An 18,976-nucleotide genomic window follows, 5' to 3' on the forward strand; every position below is an offset into this window, starting at 1 on the left:
ATAAAATAGAACAAATATTCGGTTTCGGTATGTTTCACGAATGTCTCACTATAGAAATGAGATAAATTGCAGGTAGTAAATTATTGAAGTAGCAATCCTAATGTACTGAATAAAGTACTACATTGCGAGTGATGAAAGAATGATTACGAAGTATAGATTATTTATTGAGGTGATTGGATGTCAGCAATTCGTTTTTTCCATATGGCGGATTTACATTTAGATAGTCCATTTAAGGGCTTATTTGGTTTACCTGAGCAAAGCTTCAAAAAGATTCGAACAAGTACTTTTGAAGCTTTTGATAAAATTATTCAAAAAGCTATTCAGGAGAAACCCGATTTTTTATTGATTGTCGGTGATATATATGATGGTGAAAATCGTAGCTTGCAGGCACAAAGACGATTTCAAGAGGCTATGGAGAAACTCTTTCAGCATAATATCCCGGTCATTTTAAGCTATGGTAATCACGATCACTTAAATGGTGCTTGGACACGCTTTTCTTTACCGAGCAACGTTTATGAATTACCAGCTGAAACAAGTGTTGTGCAATTAAAAATACGTGGTCAGCAAGTTAATATATACGGCTTCAGCTATGGTGACCGTCATATAACGAAATCAATGATCGATAGTTATCCTGTTGCACAGGACCAGCATGCTATTCATATTGGTATGCTTCATGGAAGTGAGGCTAGCGATACCTCACATGCTGTTTATGCCCCGTTCACAAAAGATCAACTTCTTGAAAAAAACTATCATTACTGGGCTCTAGGTCATATTCATAAACGACAACTTTTACATCAAAATCCACCGATTGTTTATCCAGGCAATATTCAAAGTCGACATCGGAAAGAGCAGGGGATCAAAGGCTTCTATGACGTAACCTTGACACAAACCTCTACTGATTTGGAATTTGTGCCGACATCTGCTGTTGTTTATAACGCGGTAGAGGTGGATTGTACAAGTGTGTTTCATGCAAATGAACTACTAAAAAAATGTGAAGAAGCATTGATGTTTAATCGTCAAGAGTATGGGGCATCTGTTGTTGAGCTCCATTTAAAAAATATAGATGAACAATCACAATCGTTATTTGAACATGCTACAGTTGATGCATGGCTAGAAACTATTAGAGAAGCTGAAGATGGGATGGAACCGATGTGCTGGGTTCAAAAGCTCGTGTTACATCAATCGACAGTATTGTATGAGCATACTGCTGCAACTGAATCGGTGATGAATTTAATGGAGCAATGGGATATTTCTGAATGGAAGGATATTTTAAAGGAATTATACCAACATGCTGGTGGTGCAAGACTAATTGAGCCTCTAACAGAACAGGACGTTAAAAATTTAATGCACAACGCGCAAGAATTATTAGCAGAAGAAATTCAAAGGGTGTGAATACATGCTAAAGATACAAAAAATCCAAATTTATGGCTTTGGCAAGCATGAAAACATCACCATTACTTTACTTGAAGGTGTTACCATTTTTTACGGTGTGAATGAAGCGGGTAAAACAACCATTCAACAGTTTATTTTACAAATGCTTTTCGGATTTCCCACGAGACAGCAGACACAACGTAAATATGAGCCGAAAGTATCGACTAAATTCGGTGGTCAGCTTACGATTTGGCACCCTACGTATGGGCAATGCACGATAGAACGTATTAAAGGAAAGGCGGCTGGAGATGTCACTGTTTATCTAGAAGACGGAACAATTGGGCATGAGGAGCTGTTGGCAAAACTATTATATGGTTATTCAAAAGCCTCCTTTGAGTCCATTTTCTCCTTTTCATTACATGAGCTTCAGGGCATTGAAAAAATGTCAGAGGAAGAGCTAACACATTTGTTGCTTGCCTCTGGGACAACAGGGATTCAACATCTATCGTCTCTAGAAAAGAAATTGGACAAAGATGCTGGTGAGCTTTTTAAAAAAACAGGCAAAGTGCCACTTATTAATCAAAAATTGGAGCATTTAAAAAAGCTAGAACGCACCATTAAACAAGAGCAAGGTAATATTCAGACCTTTGAGGATAAATTATTACAATTACAACAACTCGAACAAAGGCTAGAAGGGCTATATAGCCAACAAAAAACTCAGCAGCAAAATTGGCAGCAGCTCACAATTCTTCAGCAGGCTATGCCACTTATAAAACAGCAAAAAGCCTTCGAACAGACCCGGAAAAGCTATGAACATGTGCAGTTTCCTCCAGAAGGGATCCGACGATATGAGCAATTAAAGGATCGGCTTATGCATGAAACACTACAAATGCAGCAGCTAAAGGAGCAGTATCAGGAACTACAAAAAAAGCTACAATTAACGGTGGACGAGCAGGCTATTACTGAAATGTCTCGACTTTTGAATAAGGAAGCGACGTGGAATCAGTTAGTAGTAAAGGAACAAAACTTAATGGATGAGCTGTATTTAATCGAGCAAGACATAGAAGCGCAGTTTCGTTTATTAGGTGTTCAGGAAAAAACAGCGCAGGATATTCTGCTTGAGGAAACAGTATCATTACAGCAAGAGGAACAGTTTCAACAACAGTTAAGCCTATTAGAAGAAGCAGAAGAAGAGCTGAAATTTCATTTGCGTTCGATAGAGCAAATACATGCAGAATTAGATACAATTGCTCAACTGAAACAGCAGCTTCAACAGGAGTCATTATCTACGGAGGAAGAACATATTTTAGCACAGTGGCCTCAGCGTAAGCGAATGCTTGAACAATTACGTTACGGAAGGTCACAACGCTCGAAACAACAACAACCAAGTGTTTTTATATTTATTGTGTTAGCCATAAGTATGCTTGCGTTTATCTATGGTGTTATGGAAAAAAATACGGCTGTAATCGTTGTAGGCGCGGTAATGGCGCTGATCATTATTTTATATTTAAAATTTGCTAGACAAGCACATGAAGCGCCGAGTAAACAACAAAGTCAGCAAATACGTGAGTTAGAGCAGGAGGAAAATATTGCTCAAGCCATCCTGCAGAAAAAACAAAAACTTGAAGATCGCTGGTTACATGTAAATGCGCAGCAGCAAGAAAAAGAACGTCAATATGTGAAACTTGAATATAAAATTCAGCAGGCTGAGCAGGTGAGTGAAGAGGCTACTCAGTCGCTTCAACATTTTTTAGGGCGCTATCGGTTAGAGGGGAATATACCGAAAACATTATTACCCGAGCTGTTTATGCGCATTCGTGGTGCTCAAGAGCTGGCAGCAAAGAAGAAGAGTACATTTACTCTTCTACAAACGGTACAAGCGGAGAAAATCGAGCTTCTAGATCAAGTACAGCAAGTCTTACATGTAGAGTATAGTGAGCAAGAAATCTTTATGCATTTACGTAATACATTCCTTACTTTACAGCAGGAGCAACAGATATCCCATCAAGCAAAAGAGCAGTTGACTAACCTTCAGACCAAAATTCAAGCAGTTCAATCACATATAGATAGCTATGAGTCTGAAATTACTCAGTTATTTGATGCTGCGAATGTCCAAACAGAGAAGGTTTATTATGAAACTCATGAACAATTTGAGCAACAACAAAAAATAGCAACAGAACTTCAAGCCATTCAGAGTCAGCTAGTCTCACTGAAGGTAGACAGCGAGCAGTCATTAATAGACGAGGAACAGCTTAGAGAAAAACTCCTTGCTTTAGAAGAAGAGCGTAGCGCAATGCAGGGAGCCATAGATCATTGCTTAGAACAACGAGCGACACTACAAATCCAAAAGGAAAATCTTCTAAATGACGAGAAATATGGTCAATTGCTTCAGCAGTTTGAAGAGGAGAAATCAGTGTTGCAACAGCTAATAGGGCAATGGGCTACAAAAAAGGCATTGGCTACTGCGATTCATGAAACATTGTTCCGCTTAAGAGAAGAAAAACTACCGTATGTTTTGACAGAGGTTAATACAATATTTAATTTGTTAACAGGTGGACGTTATGAGAAGCTTTTAATTAATGATGAAGGCTATTTTGTTACACAGGATGTTTCTGGATTACGATATCAAATGGCAGAATTATCACAGGCAACGAAGGAGCAAGCTTATATTTCGTTGCGTATGGCACTAGCAAAAACACTGACAACTTCTGCTCCATTTCCATTTATTATGGACGATCCTTTTGTCCATTTTGATCGAAACCGTACAGACAAAATGGTACAATTAATGAAAGAAGTAGGATATGAACGTCAAATTTTATATTTTACTTGCCATGACGCGATGCTTGAACATTGGCAGAAAGACCAAATAGTCGATGTAGGAGCACTAGCAAATGAAAGGGGAGTGGCGTCAACATGAAGGGTATTACGACGCTCCAGGCTGGAGAATCAGTTGATCAATTTTTATTAATTAAACAGGCGACAAAAGGGGTTACCACAGTTGGAAAGCCATTTATGTCACTGTTATTACAAGATAAAAGTGGAGATATTGAGGCAAAGCTATGGGATACAAATGATGATCATGAAAAAATGTATCACGCTGAGGCAATTGTCCGTGTAGGTGGAGAAATTCATGACTATCGTGGCAAAAACCAATTGCGTATAAAATCAATTCGTGTAGCAAAACCAGAGGAGGGAGTTGCTATTAATGATTTAGTTCCTTCCTCAGCAACTCCAAAAGAAGAATTATATGAAGAATTGACGCAATTTTTCTTTGATATTAAAAATCCGAATATATCTCGAATTACACGTGCAGCTATTAAAAAACATCAGGATGCTATTTTAGTTTATCCAGCTGCAACGAAAAATCATCATGATTATGCGTCCGGTCTACTGGATCATATGGTGTCAATGTTAAGGCTCGGAAAAGCAATTGCTGATTTATATCCGACATTAAATCGAGATCTGTTATATGCAGGGATTATTCTGCATGATGTCGGTAAGGTTGTTGAGCTGTCAGGGCCTGTTGCAACAATGTATACTGTTGAAGGGAATTTACTTGGTCATATTACTATTATGGTCAATGAAATTGCCAAGATTGCTAGTGAATTAGAGATCGAGGGCGAGGAAGTCATGCTATTGCAACATCTGGTGCTATCTCATCACGGTAAAGAAGAATGGGGCAGCCCGAAAAAACCGATGATTCAGGAAGCGGAGATCTTGCATTATATTGATAATATTGATGCAAAGATGAACATGCTAACACGAGCATTGGGCAAAACAGCGCCAGGTGAATTTACTGAGCGACTATTTCCGCTTGATAATCGATCGTTTTATAAGCCGTCTATTAAATAAATGTAGATTTGAGGCTTCATAGGATATGCTTTGTCTATAAGTTAATTGGATTCAAGTATGGGCGACAGCGTCACAGATGAGCGCCCTAGTATGGAAGAAGTATAAAAGCATCACATCAAGTGATAACACCTTTGTGAAAAATGAAATAGCGTTTAAAAAGAAAGAGGATTCATTTTGATTAAACTTTATTCAAAATGAATCCTCTTCTACGTGTTTTCAAGATACTTTTAATTAATTTTATTTGAAATCGACTGTATATAAAAAGGGTTACGCCTGTATAAGCGTAACCCTTTTTCATATAGTAAAATAACAACTACTTAGATTATTTTTTGTCAGTATCTTCAGCTTTGTCGTCTTTACTTTCTTTTTCAGCTTTTTCTTGAGCTTTTTTAACAGCTTCTTCTTGAGCTTTAGCTTGCTCCTCACTTGTTGTTGTAAGGGCCTTGATAGCAGGTTCTAATTCTTTATCAGATGTTTTAATATCAGCATCTTTTGCCATTTTTGCAATGATATCTTTAAGAACTTTTTGATCTTCACCTGTATTCGCTAATTTAGAAAGCATTTGAGTACGGATGTTTGCTTCTTCATCTTTGAATGAGCCAACACCTTTTGCATCACGCTTGTCCGTAACTTCAATAACATGGTAACCATAGCTTGTTTTAACTGGTTCACTTAAAGTATTTTTAGGAAGGGCATAAGCAGCATCATTAAATTCATCTACCATTGCACCAACAGAGAACCAACCAAGCTCTCCACCATTTTTAGCAGAGCCAGTATCAGTTGAGAATTCTTTTGCTACATCTGCAAATTTAGCGCCACCTTTAATTTTAGCAATGACTTCTTTAGCTGTTTTCTCATCTGCTACTAAAATATGACGGGCATTTAACTCAGTTTTCATTTGCTCATAATGTTTTTTTACATCTGCTTCTGTAAAAGCTTTATCTTTTAAAGCCTTTTCAGAAAGAAGTTGAACACGTAAAGCATTTTTATAGCCTTCTTCAGTTAAGCCACTCTCAGCAAGTGCTTGGGTAAAGTCATTACCGAATTGTGAAGCGGTTGCGTCATATGCCTCTTTGATTTCTTTATCTGATACTTTGTATTTGTCAGCTAATACTTTTTCAGTCAACATTTGTGAAAGTATATGAGAACCGGCTAAATTTTTTGACGTTTTGTTAAAGTCAGCAACTGTAATGTCGCCTACTTTTGAAGTTGCAATCGTTTTGTTGTCTCCTCCGCTACAAGCACCAAGCGCTAATACCGAAGCAGCTAATGTTAAAGATAATACTGTCTTTTTCATAGTAGATATTCTCTCCTTACAATGGTTTCGTCCATTTTTTACTATAACATAAACGTTTTAAAAACAAAATGGTTCCCCCTTGAGTATAGCCTATATTTCAAATTTTCAAGCGCATAGGATATAGAAAAGAAAGGGGGTGAAGTTATGAGCAGCGGAGGATACGGTGGCGGCGGTGGCTACGGCTCAGGCTTTGCTTTATTAGTTGTGCTATTTATTTTATTAATTATTGTTGGTGCAGCGTTCCTATACTAATTAATAAAAAAAGACGAAAAGCTAAGGATTTTAGCATCCTTAGCTTTTTTTCAACGTATGGCATTCGCGTCGCACGCTTGAGGTCACGTCCACAAAAATATGATTGGACAAACAGAGTTATCACATAAGGTGTCCAATTTACCTCTGTACGTGCGCAAGGGCGCGAATGCACTTTTCTTTTTAACTTCTTCCACCTCTAAGGTGTGAGATGAATGTAGATTTAAGTTGCTTTTCAACGGTCTTCCAAACATCCGCTGAAATAGAGGAATTTAGGCTAAGAACTTCACATCCTGTGAAAACGCCTGAGTGACCAACTTCGTATTGGCCTAAAGCCTCCGGCAGATGTCACAGAATCGCAAAGGAGCACTTAAAGGATGTTAGCCTAAAATCATCGTATCCACGCGATAACGGCTAACTGACCTGCATCGGTAAAAAACGCCACGTCCTGTGATATTACCGAAATGACCGACAGCGTGTCGGCCCTCGTACAGGCTTAAACACAAAGCCGATTCCGGACGCAATTATGTCGACGCATAATTGCTCTACTATACTGCATATAAAACTTCAATATAAAATGAGACAAGTAATATTGTTATAAGTATATTTATAGTTCGAAATACTTTTGGTTGTTTTTCTTCGGGAATTTCACGTCGCATGCACAGCGCATAAGTCATGCGGTTTATTTGAAATAAATAGAATACCGAGAATAGAACTACAATCATTAACAGCAAGTCTATTCCTCCCCTCTTTCAGTATTAATAGCATAACAAAAAACGTCAATAAAACACAAGTACAAGCAATTTAGTGAATAGTAGGTGGAACTAATATTTCATAACCCTTAGGAGTCTCCTCAACCTGGGAGTCTTTAGGTGAGTTCAATAAATATTTCACATATAGAATATCAATTACACATAAACTGCAATGGTAAGCTAAAAGTAATGAGCCGTAATGGGTATAGGCAGGGAATAGCAGTGTACCTAATATAATGGCTGTATTTAGAACAATAAATGGTGTAAGTAAAGCTAAAATATAACGATTTTTCGATAAAGGTTCACGGATACGCATGTGTAGTACAGGAATAACATAAAATTGGGTACGTACACGCAATTTTAAATGTTGTCGTAAATCATACAATGCTAGAAAGTGTAAGCATTTGTGGATTGGATAGATTGCAAATACAGTAATAACAAATAGCCAAAACAATTGATCTGTATAGTGCTCATCATTAAACAAATTAAATGTCACATAGGAAAGAGAAAAGACAGTTAAGAAAACAATTACAGACATGATCATAATACGCGTTGTTCCGTAATGATGTTCAAGATTTAAAATTTTCCAACAGTGCATGATTATCAACTCCGTATGAATGGTCCTATCTAATGTAAATTGATTTATACTAGAATGCAAGAAAAAGGAGGTATCTCAGAAAAAAATCTGAAGTACCTCTTTAGCATGATTTTATAATCTTTCACGACCAATAAGTTATGGATTACGAACAACTGACTGTAAAAGGATGAAAGTCACTTTCATCCTTTTACAGTTGAACGTTCTTCTATCGTGTCAAAGGAATCACGGAAGTGCTGAAAAGAACGTTCAAAAATGTCGATGAAGTCCTCACCATATATATTGCGAATAACAGCCATAACATCTAAAAATTCTGGGAAGCGACCGTAAAGGTCTTTTAATGCTAATGAGCCTTCTAGTACAGAATGATACGTATTATGATAATTACTATTCATTTCAACAATAAGTTCTGTACCAGCTTCTGTTAACTCAACGTACGTATTACGTTTGTCGTCATCCCGTTTTGAAAACTTAAGGAATCCACGTTCTTCTAATTTTTTTGAAAAATTAAATGCTGTGGAGACGTGCATAACCCCGAATTTTGCCACATCAGAAATTGATGCCCCTTTTAAATGATACGAAATCCATAAAATATGATGTTCGTTAATATTTAAATCGTAGGGTTTAATCCATTGCTGCCAATCCTTTTCCACTGCTTTCCATAAAGCTTTTGATAATTGCGCAATTCTTTGACTATAAAGCATCGCTTCTTTTTGAGTGTATAATTCCTCTGACAAAGCCATCACCTACTGCTTTCTTTAACATTTTAAAAATATTATAGCAATAAAGGAAAAAAGTTTAAAGTTAGAAAAATTAAAAAATTGAAAAGCGGCTAAAAAATAACATTATAGAGCTTGAATTTGATAAAAATGTAGTTTTTTTATCAGTGAACAAGGACTTTAGTCGTTAACTTTTTCTTGTGGTTTTTTCTTTTTTTCTGTAAATTGTGCAACGTTTTTCTCGATTTCGCTTAATGAATTCTGTAATGCTTCTATTTCTTGTTGCAAGTTATTTTTTGACGGTTCGATTTCTTCAGTAAATGTATTAATAGTTTGTTTTAAATCATTTATTATTAGTGGTATATTATTTTTTATTTCATTTGTGAGTGAGTTAACGGATTGTTGAACTGTGCCTGCTTGTAGTTTTACATCTAAAAGTTTGTCCTTTGTGCTAGCAGCATTTGCTCGTAAATTAGCACGTAATTGTTGTCCTGATTGAGGAGTCGAAAAAAGTATAGCGATTGTACCGCCTACAATCCCAGCTGACAATCCAAATAAAAATGGTTTTGCTTTCATATTGAATACCTCATTTCTGTAATGATCATGTGTTATCTACTATTAAACCATGAAATGCACATTTACAAAAAGAAAAAAGAAACTAAACGAGTGATTTTGTATCACGGCTTAGTTTCCTTTGAGATTGAACGTGCATTTTCTAAACAAATGCACCTTAAATTGAAATAGCTGTTTGGAATTTAGAACGCTTCACTAATTTTGCAACTATAGGATAAATAAGTGCGAAAGCAATAACATTAAATACTACTGCAGGTAATACAACGCCTACAAACAGTACAGCGAATGTTGCACCAACATTTGCATTGAATACAAAAAGTGCTACTGCTAAAAAGACAATTCCAGATAAAACTGTTCCTAAACCAACTAAGACAGCTGATACAGCGAAGTTGCTTGCCAATTTTTTTAACACCATTAAGGCAGCTAAAAAGACAAAGCCTGTTACTGCTTTATCGATAATATTTGGAACAAGACCAGCTGGGAACGTTGTAAATAATCCTGAAAGTACACCTGTTGCTAAAGAAAGTAAGAACGTTTCTTTAATAGTGGGGAACAATAAAATGCCAATAAACATCATTGTTAGCATGAAATCAGGCTTCATGCCGTTTACCATACCTGGTGTGACCACATAAAGGGTAGCACCAACACCAACTAAAAGTGCCATTAATACTAAATTTTTCGTATTCATTTCTAATCTCTCCTCGACTATGCTAATCTTTTTTGTCTCCTAACGTGTCCTCATGCCCGTTAGCGAAACTTATTTGTGATTGTACGCTATAAATTGAAAAATTGCAATATACAATTCTGACAATTAGAGTGTGGCAGAATTTCAATTACTTAAGGTTAGCTTTAATGTTTTCAGCAACTTCAGTTAATTGCTCTGGTGTATATTTTTGTGTTTGCCAAATTAAGCCCAAGCCTTCTTTTTCATCGTAACGCGGAATAAAATGTAAGTGATAGTGGAAAACAGTTTGTCCAGCTGCAGCACCATTATTATTAATGGTATTAAGTCCAATTGGATTAAAAGCAGCCTTAATAGCGTTTGCAATTTTCGGTGCTACTGCATATAAATTACGAGCTACATCCTCAGGCATTTCGAAAATGTCTTTACAGTGATGTTTGGGAATTAATAGTGTATGACCTTTTGCTACGGGAGAAATGTCAGTAAATGCATAGACATGCTCGTCTTCATATATTTTTGTACTTGGAATAGATCCGTCAATGATTTTGCAAAATAGGCAATCGCTCATTTGAAAATTCCTCCTTATTTTATATGTAAGTACATTCTATCATACTCATAACTGTATCATTTGCTAATTTTTGATAAAATATAAACTAGAAGAGGAGTGAGGGCATGACGGTATTAGAGGTACAACATGTGACAGGTGGATATACAAGAAAGCCTGTTATTAAAGATTTATCATTTACAATTGAAAAAGGAGAGCTTGTTGGCTTAATAGGCTTGAACGGCGCTGGTAAAAGTACGACGATTAAGCATATCATCGGAACAATGCTGCCAAAAGAAGGAGACATTCGTTTAAATGGTGTGACATTAAAGGAAAATACGGACAAGTATCGTACAGCATTTTCCTATATTCCTGAAACACCTGTATTATACGATGAGCTAACATTACGTGAACATTTAGAATTAACCGCAATGGCTTACGGTCTAGATGAAGCAACACTTGCAGCTCGTTCACAAATATTATTAAAAGAATTTAGAATGGAAAAGCGACTTAATTGGTTCCCTTCGCATTTCTCAAAAGGGATGCGTCAAAAGGTTATGATTATGTGTGCCTTTTTAGTCAATCCAAGTCTTTACATTATTGATGAGCCTTTTGTGGGGCTCGATCCACTTGGGATTCAATCATTGCTTGATCAGATGGATGAAAAGAAAAAAGAGGGCGCCTCTATATTAATGTCCACGCACATTTTATCGACCGCTGAAAAGCATTGTGACCGCATAATTTTATTGCATGAAGGACGTGTGCGAGCACAAGGAACAATGGAGGATTTACGCAAGGCATTTGCGATGCCACATGCGACATTGGATGATTTATATATTGCAATGACAAAGGAGCGCGACCATGAAGAACTTGCGTGATGTATGGTCCTCTCGCTTCATGCACTATATAGGTGAAGTGCAAAAATATATGCGATTTATTTTTACAGGGCATTTAGCGATTGTACTAGTATTTCTTATCGGAGCAGGAGGCTATCAATATAGTGAATGGCTGAAAATTGTGCAATCTGATTTTCCAGCAGAGGTATTAATCGCATTATTTGTAGGGGTTTTACTTGCGTTTAGTCGTCCAACTTCACTTTTGAGAGAGCCAGACCAAGTGTATTTATTACCTTTAGAATCAAAAATGTCACAGTATTTCAAAAAGGCGAAAGCGTGGACGTTTTGGTCACAGGTGTGGATTGTGGCAATTGTTTATATCGTTAGTATTCCTTTATTAAAGGCTGTTACTGAATTAACTACATTTGAAATTTGGTCAGTGTTTCTACTTATTATTATATTGAAGTATTTGAGCGTTCAGGGTGAATTTAGCTATCGTTATAGTGAACGCGGTCAAATGATTTGGGTGGACAGGCTAATTAGAGCTGTTATCTTTAGTGTTGCTGTTTACATGGGGCTTCATATGCAGCATATTTTAGCGATTGTTGCTGCTGTAATTGGGTGTGTATATATTGTAATATTTAGAAAAAAATGTGCGCGTGAGCCTGTCCCATACGAGCATTTTGTGAAGCTAGAACAAAATCGTATGATGAGCTTCTATCGTTTTGCTAATTACTTCACAGACGTGCCACATTTACGTGGTAGCATTCGTCGTCGAGGTTGGCTTGACTGGCTTTACAAATTTGTGTCATACAACAAGGACAATACTCAAAAGTACTTGGTGTTCCGTACATTCATCCGAACAGATGATCATTTTTATTTATGGTTCCGTTTAACAGTGATCTCAGCTGTTATTGCGGCCTTTGTAGATATCCCAGTCGTTTCATGGATTGTTGCAGGTGCATTGAGCTTTGCTACAACCATACAATTAAAGTCGGCTTTATTATCAAGTGGTGAATTCCGTATGGACATGCTTTATCCTTTACCTGATGAAGCACGCAAAGTAGCAGTCAATCAAATTGTGCGTCTTGCGATGATAACTCAAGCTATTATTGTTGGTCTATGTAGTATCACACAGCCAATGTTCTATTTAACCTTTATTATCATTTTGGTTATTAGTGAATTGACGGCTAAGGTCTCAAAACCTTGAAAAATGATTAATTTTGGATAATCACCAAGAGTGGAAAAATGTTTTGATTGCGACTTCTTGGGGATCATATCGGAAGTCCCACAGTTGGAACGGAAATCATGGCATTGCTGTTTATAAATTAATAAAGCTCATTTCTCCAATAAAAGACTTGGAGAAGTGAGCTTTATTTTTTATTCTATTAATTGATAGTCTAGTGCTGCTGTTATTAACACCTTCGCAGCAATGAGCATACCTTTTTCATCTATATCGAATTTTGGATGATGATGTGGTGCATATTCAGCTGGCTTGGCTCCAGTAAAGAAGAATGTACCTGGCTTTTCCTCTAAATAGTAAGAGAAATCTTCTGCCCCCATACTTGCTTCAACTTCAGCAACATCGTAAATATCCTGTGCGATATTACGCACAAATAGAGTTTCCTTCTCATGATTTACAACTGCAGGGTAGCCTCGACGATAATCCAGTTCAATTGTACAATCATGTGCAATTTCTGTACCTTGGATAACCCGTTTAAATTCACGTTCCATCGTTTCACGAACATCCTTATTAAATGTTCGGATTGTGCCATTTAAATAGGCTGTATCGGCAATAATATTGTCAGCATTAGATGCTACGAATGAACCAACTGATAAAACAGCCGATTCGATTGGGTCAACACGACGTGCAACCAGCTGTTGTAAATTCATAACAAGCTGAGAGCCAATAATGATCGCATCCTTTGTTTGATGCGGATGAGCACCGTGACCGCCCTGACCTTGAATTTTCATTTCAAAACTATCAACAGCAGCCATCGTTGGACCGACGCGGTAGCCAATCATACCTGTTGGATGGTTAGATGATAGATGTGTACCAAAAATAGCATCAACGCCATTCAAAGCTCCAGCCTGTACCATCCCAATTGCTCCACCTGGATCAGTCTCTTCAGCATGCTGATGAATTAGTACATATTCTCCTGCTAATTCATCGCGCATTTCCCACAAAAGCTTACCGATAATTAACAAAGTAGCTGTATGACCATCATGCCCACAAGCATGCATAACGCCAGACACAGTTGATTTGTATGGTACATCTTTTTCATCTTGTATAGGCAGCGCATCAAAGTCTGCACGTAAGGCAATCGTTTTGCCAGGCTTGCTTCCTTTAATACGTGCAATTAAACCGTAGCCACTGATATTAGCTTCAACAGGTACGCCTAGATTTTCGTAAAATTGAATAATATAGTTAGCAGTTTCTTGCTCCTGGAAGCTTAGCTCCGGATGCATATGTAGATGACGACGAATCGCCACCATTTCATCAAAATGGGCATCAATCTTTTCAAGTAGACGTTGGTTCACAGTAAAACCTCCTTAAACAGATTATCCTAGATTTTTATTAATAGCATAATAGTTTCACTAACTGGATAAACCGCGGGTCAGCACTTTAATACCCACGGAAGGGAAGTAAACACCCGCGTACTCGGGGAATACTCGCGGAAGGGTGGCCAATACTCGCGAATCCGAGGAGAATACTCGCGGAAGAGCGGCGAATACTCGCGAATCCGAGGGGAATACTCGCGGAAGGGTGGCCAATACTCGCGAATCCGAGTGGAATACTCGCGGAAGAGTAGCGAATCCGAGTGAATCCGAGTGGAATACTTGCGGAAGAGCAGCGAATACTCGCGAATCCGAGGAGAATACTCGCGGAAGAGCAGCGAATACTCGTGAATCCGAGGAGAATACTCGCGGAAGAGCAGCGAATACCCCCGCACCCGTGGGATACCCCCGCAGAAGAAAAGCGAACACCCAGCGCACCCAAGGAGGATATCTGCCGAAAGCAGTGAATCCCTGCCCGCTCTAACTAATCTTCGTTTTCTTCTTTTGGAGCAGCGCTATAGGTTGTGACATATGAAGCTGCAGAGAAAATATTCTGCTGATTCACACCTGTTGGTTCTTTACGTTCAGCGTGTGCGGATGCAAAGGCCTTTGAGCTTTTCCATGCTTCAAACGAATGAGGGCCGTTCCATTGTGTCATGACAATGTATGTTTCACTATTTAATGGACGAAGTAGTCGAAATGCTACAAAGCCTGGCTCATCTTCTATAGCGCCTGCTCGATTTAAAAAGCGATGTTCAAAAACTGGTCGACCTTCATCTGTAACGGGGATATTGTTGAATACAAAGAAGCCACGTTCTTCTAAATCATTTACTGAATCTAGCACTTCAAACTTTCGAGGTGTGGCAAAAACAGATTTTCCTTCGGTTTCATGGATAAGCACAGAGTTACCTTCACCGTGGATTAAAATCATTTCCTCTTTTAGATATTTATTCTTTAGTTGTTCTAAAAAATCACCTGTTCCAGAAGTTAAATAAATATACATAAAATTGCCCTCCTTATGAATGTTCATCTTTTGGTAGAAATGAATTGTACGAGCACAATTCAAAATCCGGACGCACTGTTTATTTGTGCGAAAGCAACAATTACACCAAGGTGAAATTGCTAATAGCATATAGCGTTATTTATCTCCATTTAAGTGGAAGTCTAAAGCTTTGTCAAAAAAGAAATCCCATAGAAAGAACAATTTTATGACATTTCCCTATGAAAACTATACAATAACAGAGGAAGCGTTTACTATTGAAAACGGATATCAATAATAACGGAATAAACAAGAGAATTTTACGATGTGAATTTTATTGAGGGGAAGGAACTATTCATGACAACTTTTAATGATACTCTTCTACGTGCTGCACGAGGAGAAAGAACTGAACATACACCAGTATGGTATATGCGACAAGCAGGACGCTCTCAACCAGAATATCGTGCGATTAAAGAAAAGTATTCTTTAGAGGAAATTACACTTCAACCTGAGCTTTGTGCATATGTAACTCGATTACCAGTAGAAAATTACAATGTTGATGCAGCGATTTTATACAAAGATATAGTTACACCACTTCCTGGTATTGGGGTAGATGTAAAAATTAAAGCAGGCGTAGGTCCTGTAATTTCAAACCCTATTCGCTCAATCGCTGATATAGAAAAACTAGGCGAATTCAATGCGAAAGAACATACACCGTACGTTTTAGAAACTATAAAAATGTTATCTGAGGAACAACTGAATGTACCTCTAATCGGCTTTGCAGGTGCACCATTTACTCTTGCAAGCTATATGATTGAAGGTGGTCCCTCAAGAAACTATAATAAAACAAAATCATTTATGGTATCAGAGCCTCAAGCTTGGTTTGCATTAATGGACAAACTAGCTGATATGATTATTTCTGATATTTCTGCTCAAGTAGAAGCGGGAGCAAAAGCTATCCAAATATTTGACTCTTGGGTTGGTGCTTTAAATGTTGAAGATTATCGTGTTTTCATTAAACCGATTATGACACGTATTTTTGCTGAGCTGAAAAAAGAAAATGTGCCACTTATTCAGTTTGGAGTAGGTGCAAGTCATTTAGCGAAAGAGTGGAATGATTTACCTGTTGATGTTGTTGGCTTAGATTGGCGTTTACCAATTAAAGAAGCACGTGCAAACGGTATAACTAAACCAGTACAAGGTAATTTAGATCCATCACTATTACTTGCTGATTGGTCAATTATTGAAAAACGCACAAAAGACATTATCGATCAAGGCTTAGAAATGCCAGGACATATTTTCAACTTAGGTCATGGTGTATTCCCAGAGGTAGACCCAGAAGTGTTAAAACGTTTAACAGCTCTTATTCATGAGTATAGTGCTCAACAAATCCAAGCACGCTCTTAATATAGATGCGAACAAGACATTAACTCTCATAATTCTTTTCTATGAATGATATCTCGATTTCATCGTAGAAAGGGTGCTGTCCAACCTAATGAATTGGACAGCTTCTTTTTGTCACATACTGTACGATTAAAGATATATTTAACTATTATTTAGAGGTGAAAAGGTAATGAAAGAAGTTAAAGGCTTATTAGTTATGGCATACGGAACACCCTATAAAGAAGAAGACATCGAACCTTACTATACGCATATTCGCCACGGTCGCAAACCATCAGAAGAGCATTTAGAAGATTTACGCGGTCGTTATGAGGCAATTGGTGGTTTATCACCACTTGCTGCTGCTACAAAAGCGCAGGCTGAGGCTTTATGTGCACGCTTAAATGAAGTGCAAGATAATGTGGAATATAAATTATTTATCGGTCTAAAGCATATTCACCCATTCATTGAAGATGCTGTGGAAGGAATGGTAGCAGAAGGTATTAAAGAAGCAGTTTCTATCGTATTAGCTCCTCACTTCTCTACGTTCTCCATTAAATCATATAATGGTCGTGCAACAGAAGCGGCTGGAGATCGATTAACAATTACTTCTGTAGAATCTTGGTATGATGAACCAAAATTCATCGAGTATTGGAAAATGAAAGTGAATGAAACGTTTAATGCAATGTCTGATGAAGAACGTGAAAAAGCATGTTTAATCGTGTCTGCACATTCACTTCCAGAAAAAATTAAAGAGCTGGGCGATCCATATGAAGATCAATTAATCGAGACGGCTCGACTAATTAAAGAAGCAACAGGTGTAAACAATGTAGAAGTTGGCTGGCAATCAGCAGGACAAACACCTGAGCCGTGGATCGGTCCAGATGTTCAGGACTTAACGCGTGAACTTTATGAGCAAAAGGGTTTCCATTCGTTTGTTTATACGCCAGTTGGCTTTGTAACAGAACATTTAGAAGTTTTATATGACAACGATTATGAATGTAAAGTTGTTTGTGATGAACTTGGCGCGAAATATTATCGTCCAGCAATGCCAAATACACACCCGTTATTTATTGATGCAATGGTTGATGCCATTCATAAAAAATTAAGCTAAGCGAAAAGAAAGTGATGATGTTGGTGACTCAGAAAAGACGAAAGGTAGTTGTTGTAGGCGGTGGCATTACTGGCCTCACAGCTGCGTTCTATTTGCAAAAAGAAGCAAGCGCAAAAGAATTGCCGTTAGATATCGTACTTGTCGAGTCGTCATTACGTCTTGGCGGAAAAATACAAACACTGAGAAAAGATGGCTTTATTATCGAGCGTGGTCCAGAATCTTTTTTTGATCGTGAGAACTATGTATATGCTCTGGCAAAGGATTTAGGCATTGAACAGAAAATGATTACAAGCAATACAGGACCGACTTACGTTGCCGTTGGTAGTCAATTGTATCCAATCCCAAGTAGTCTTTTGTCCGGGGCAACACCACATGTTTCGTCATTTATTACATCAGGGTTGTTTTCACTTAGCGGGAAAGTTCGTGCGGCGGGGGATTTTTTCATCCCTCGTTCTGCACAGAATGATGACCAACCATTAGGGCGATTTTTCAGAAGAAGATTCGGTGCTGAAATTGTAGAAAATCTAGTAGAGCCACTACTTGCAGGAACATTTGCTGGTGATATTGAGCAGTTAAGCATGCGCTCTACATTCCCACAGCTCTATGGATTAGAGCAGAAATATCGTAGCCTACTTATTGGTATGAAAAAGTCTGGTGCGAATTTTTTAAGTAACAAACCCAATACGAAAGATAAGGGGATTTTTCAAACATTTAATAATGGTCTGGAGACACTTATCGAAAAACTCGAAGAATCACTACTTCCTGGGACAGTTATGAAGGGTGTTAAAGTTGAGGAGATTGAGCATGGCAAGGATGGGACTGTCCAAGTTGTGTTAAACAATTTTACACAATTAAAAGCAGATGCTGTTATTATTGCTACACCATTTAATGTGGCGAGAAAAATGTTCAGTAAATACCAGTTGTTAAATGAATTGAGTACGATGAAGGCAGCAACTATTGCTACTGTGACAATGGCATTTAAAAAAGATCAGTTAGGTGATCTAGATGCGTTATCATTTTTTGTCTCCCGAAATAGTGATTTTTCAATAACTTCTTGTACTTGGATTAACCGTAAGTGGCCTGGCACAGCGCCAGATGATTATGTGCTGTTACGCAGTTATATTGGCCGAGTAGGCGACGAGGCAATTGTAGCGTTATCTGATACAGAAATTGAAAAGACTGTATTGCAGGATTTAATGAAAACAATTGGTGTAGATGGAGAACCGTTAATGACTGTAGTTTCACGCTGGAAAAATGCCATGCCACAGTATACGGTAGGACATGAGGCTAAGGTTGAACGTTCAAAACAAGAATTACGTGAACATTTTCCGACTGTTAAGCTCTCGGGGAGTTCCTTCGAAGGAATATCAATACCTGAGTGCGTTGAGCAAGGTAAAAATGTTGCTGAAGAAATGTTGAAGGAAATATTTGGGGATTCTTGTGAGAAATAAATGGTTATCAGTAAGTAGTACAA

17 protein-coding genes are annotated in these 18,976 nt (G+C 37.8%); 9 read left to right on the top strand and 8 right to left on the bottom strand.

What is annotated here, in order from left to right; translation table 11 throughout:
* The first annotated feature begins 177 nt into the window (after nucleotides 1-177).
* From ACZ11_RS23275 to yhaM, 3 genes are read left to right on the top strand one after another with little or no spacing between them, the layout of a single operon-like run.
* Nucleotides 178-1,392, top strand: coding sequence for a metallophosphoesterase family protein (locus ACZ11_RS23275; protein ID WP_049668924.1), 1,215 nt, complete (start codon nucleotides 178-180; stop codon nucleotides 1,390-1,392).
* 4 nt (nucleotides 1,393-1,396) lie between these two features.
* Entirely contained in the window at nucleotides 1,397-4,288 is a 2,892-nt protein-coding gene (locus ACZ11_RS23280) for an ATP-binding protein (protein ID WP_049668925.1), read from the top strand.
* The gene (gene yhaM / locus ACZ11_RS23285; RefSeq protein ID WP_049668926.1) at nucleotides 4,285-5,223 is read left to right on the top strand and encodes a 3'-5' exoribonuclease YhaM; all 939 of its coding nucleotides are present in this window, start codon (nucleotides 4,285-4,287) and stop codon (nucleotides 5,221-5,223) included. Before ACZ11_RS23280 ends, yhaM begins: the two co-directional genes overlap by 4 nt.
* Before the next feature lie 322 nt (nucleotides 5,224-5,545).
* Here yhaM and ACZ11_RS23290 read toward each other — a convergent pair whose 3' ends face one another.
* Nucleotides 5,546-6,520, bottom strand: a complete 975-nt coding sequence (locus ACZ11_RS23290; protein ID WP_049668927.1) for a peptidylprolyl isomerase — start codon at nucleotides 6,518-6,520, stop codon at nucleotides 5,546-5,548.
* A 144-nt stretch (nucleotides 6,521-6,664) separates the two neighbouring features.
* Between ACZ11_RS23290 and ACZ11_RS25400 the strand changes: the two genes are divergently transcribed.
* The gene (locus tag ACZ11_RS25400; protein ID WP_082172877.1) at nucleotides 6,665-6,772 is read left to right on the top strand and encodes a YjcZ family sporulation protein; all 108 of its coding nucleotides are present in this window, start codon (nucleotides 6,665-6,667) and stop codon (nucleotides 6,770-6,772) included.
* 801 nt (nucleotides 6,773-7,573) lie between these two features.
* Here ACZ11_RS25400 and ACZ11_RS23300 read toward each other — a convergent pair.
* The 5 genes from ACZ11_RS23300 to ACZ11_RS23320 form a co-directional block, all read right to left on the bottom strand.
* The gene (locus ACZ11_RS23300; protein ID WP_049668929.1) at nucleotides 7,574-8,119 is read right to left on the bottom strand and encodes a DUF3267 domain-containing protein; all 546 of its coding nucleotides are present in this window, start codon (nucleotides 8,117-8,119) and stop codon (nucleotides 7,574-7,576) included.
* Nucleotides 8,120-8,298: 179 nt separating this feature from the next.
* On the bottom strand, nucleotides 8,299-8,859 hold the full coding sequence (locus tag ACZ11_RS23305; RefSeq protein WP_049668930.1) for an HTH-type transcriptional regulator Hpr: 561 nt from the start codon (nucleotides 8,857-8,859) through the stop codon (nucleotides 8,299-8,301).
* Between the two features lie 156 nt (nucleotides 8,860-9,015).
* A complete protein-coding gene (locus tag ACZ11_RS23310; protein ID WP_049668931.1) occupies nucleotides 9,016-9,411 on the bottom strand; it encodes a YtxH domain-containing protein in 396 nt (131 codons plus the stop codon).
* A gap of 154 nt (nucleotides 9,412-9,565) precedes the next feature.
* A complete protein-coding gene (locus ACZ11_RS23315) occupies nucleotides 9,566-10,096 on the bottom strand; it encodes a tryptophan transporter (RefSeq protein ID WP_049668932.1) in 531 nt (176 codons plus the stop codon).
* Between the two features lie 145 nt (nucleotides 10,097-10,241).
* Nucleotides 10,242-10,658: an HIT family protein gene (locus ACZ11_RS23320; protein WP_049668933.1), complete on the bottom strand. Its 417-nt coding sequence runs from the start codon at nucleotides 10,656-10,658 to the stop codon at nucleotides 10,242-10,244.
* A gap of 104 nt (nucleotides 10,659-10,762) precedes the next feature.
* On the opposite strand from ACZ11_RS23320, the gene ACZ11_RS23325 reads away from it, so the two are divergent.
* Nucleotides 10,763-11,512, top strand: a complete 750-nt coding sequence (locus tag ACZ11_RS23325; RefSeq protein ID WP_049668934.1) for an ABC transporter ATP-binding protein — start codon at nucleotides 10,763-10,765, stop codon at nucleotides 11,510-11,512.
* Nucleotides 11,496-12,680: an ABC transporter permease gene (locus ACZ11_RS23330; RefSeq protein ID WP_049668935.1), complete on the top strand. Its 1,185-nt coding sequence runs from the start codon at nucleotides 11,496-11,498 to the stop codon at nucleotides 12,678-12,680. The genes ACZ11_RS23325 and ACZ11_RS23330 overlap by 17 nt, the downstream gene beginning before the upstream one ends.
* 170 nt (nucleotides 12,681-12,850) lie before the next feature.
* Here the strand turns inward: ACZ11_RS23330 and ACZ11_RS23335 are convergent, their stop codons facing one another.
* Nucleotides 12,851-14,011, bottom strand: a complete 1,161-nt coding sequence (locus tag ACZ11_RS23335) for an amidohydrolase (RefSeq protein ID WP_049668936.1) — start codon at nucleotides 14,009-14,011, stop codon at nucleotides 12,851-12,853.
* A gap of 502 nt (nucleotides 14,012-14,513) precedes the next feature.
* Complete coding sequence (locus ACZ11_RS23345) at nucleotides 14,514-15,032, bottom strand: antibiotic biosynthesis monooxygenase family protein (RefSeq protein WP_049668938.1); 519 nt, start codon at nucleotides 15,030-15,032, stop codon at nucleotides 14,514-14,516.
* A 333-nt stretch (nucleotides 15,033-15,365) separates the two neighbouring features.
* Here ACZ11_RS23345 and hemE point away from each other — a divergent pair, with 333 nt between their 5' ends.
* The 3 genes from hemE to hemY all read left to right on the top strand — a co-directional run bounded on the left by hemE (nucleotide 15,366) and on the right by hemY (nucleotide 18,953).
* Nucleotides 15,366-16,415 (top strand): uroporphyrinogen decarboxylase, encoded by a 1,050-nt coding sequence (gene hemE, locus ACZ11_RS23350; protein WP_049668939.1) that lies wholly within the window; start codon nucleotides 15,366-15,368, stop codon nucleotides 16,413-16,415.
* Between the two features lie 166 nt (nucleotides 16,416-16,581).
* Entirely contained in the window at nucleotides 16,582-17,502 is a 921-nt protein-coding gene (hemH, locus tag ACZ11_RS23355) for a ferrochelatase (protein WP_049668940.1), read from the top strand.
* 14 nt (nucleotides 17,503-17,516) lie between these two features.
* On the top strand, nucleotides 17,517-18,953 hold the full coding sequence (gene hemY, locus ACZ11_RS23360; RefSeq protein WP_049668941.1) for a protoporphyrinogen oxidase: 1,437 nt from the start codon (nucleotides 17,517-17,519) through the stop codon (nucleotides 18,951-18,953).
* The last annotated feature ends 23 nt before the right edge of the window (nucleotides 18,954-18,976 follow it).

Source organism: Lysinibacillus xylanilyticus, assembly GCF_001183605.1.
Lineage (GTDB): Bacteria > Bacillota > Bacilli > Bacillales_A > Planococcaceae > Lysinibacillus > Lysinibacillus xylanilyticus.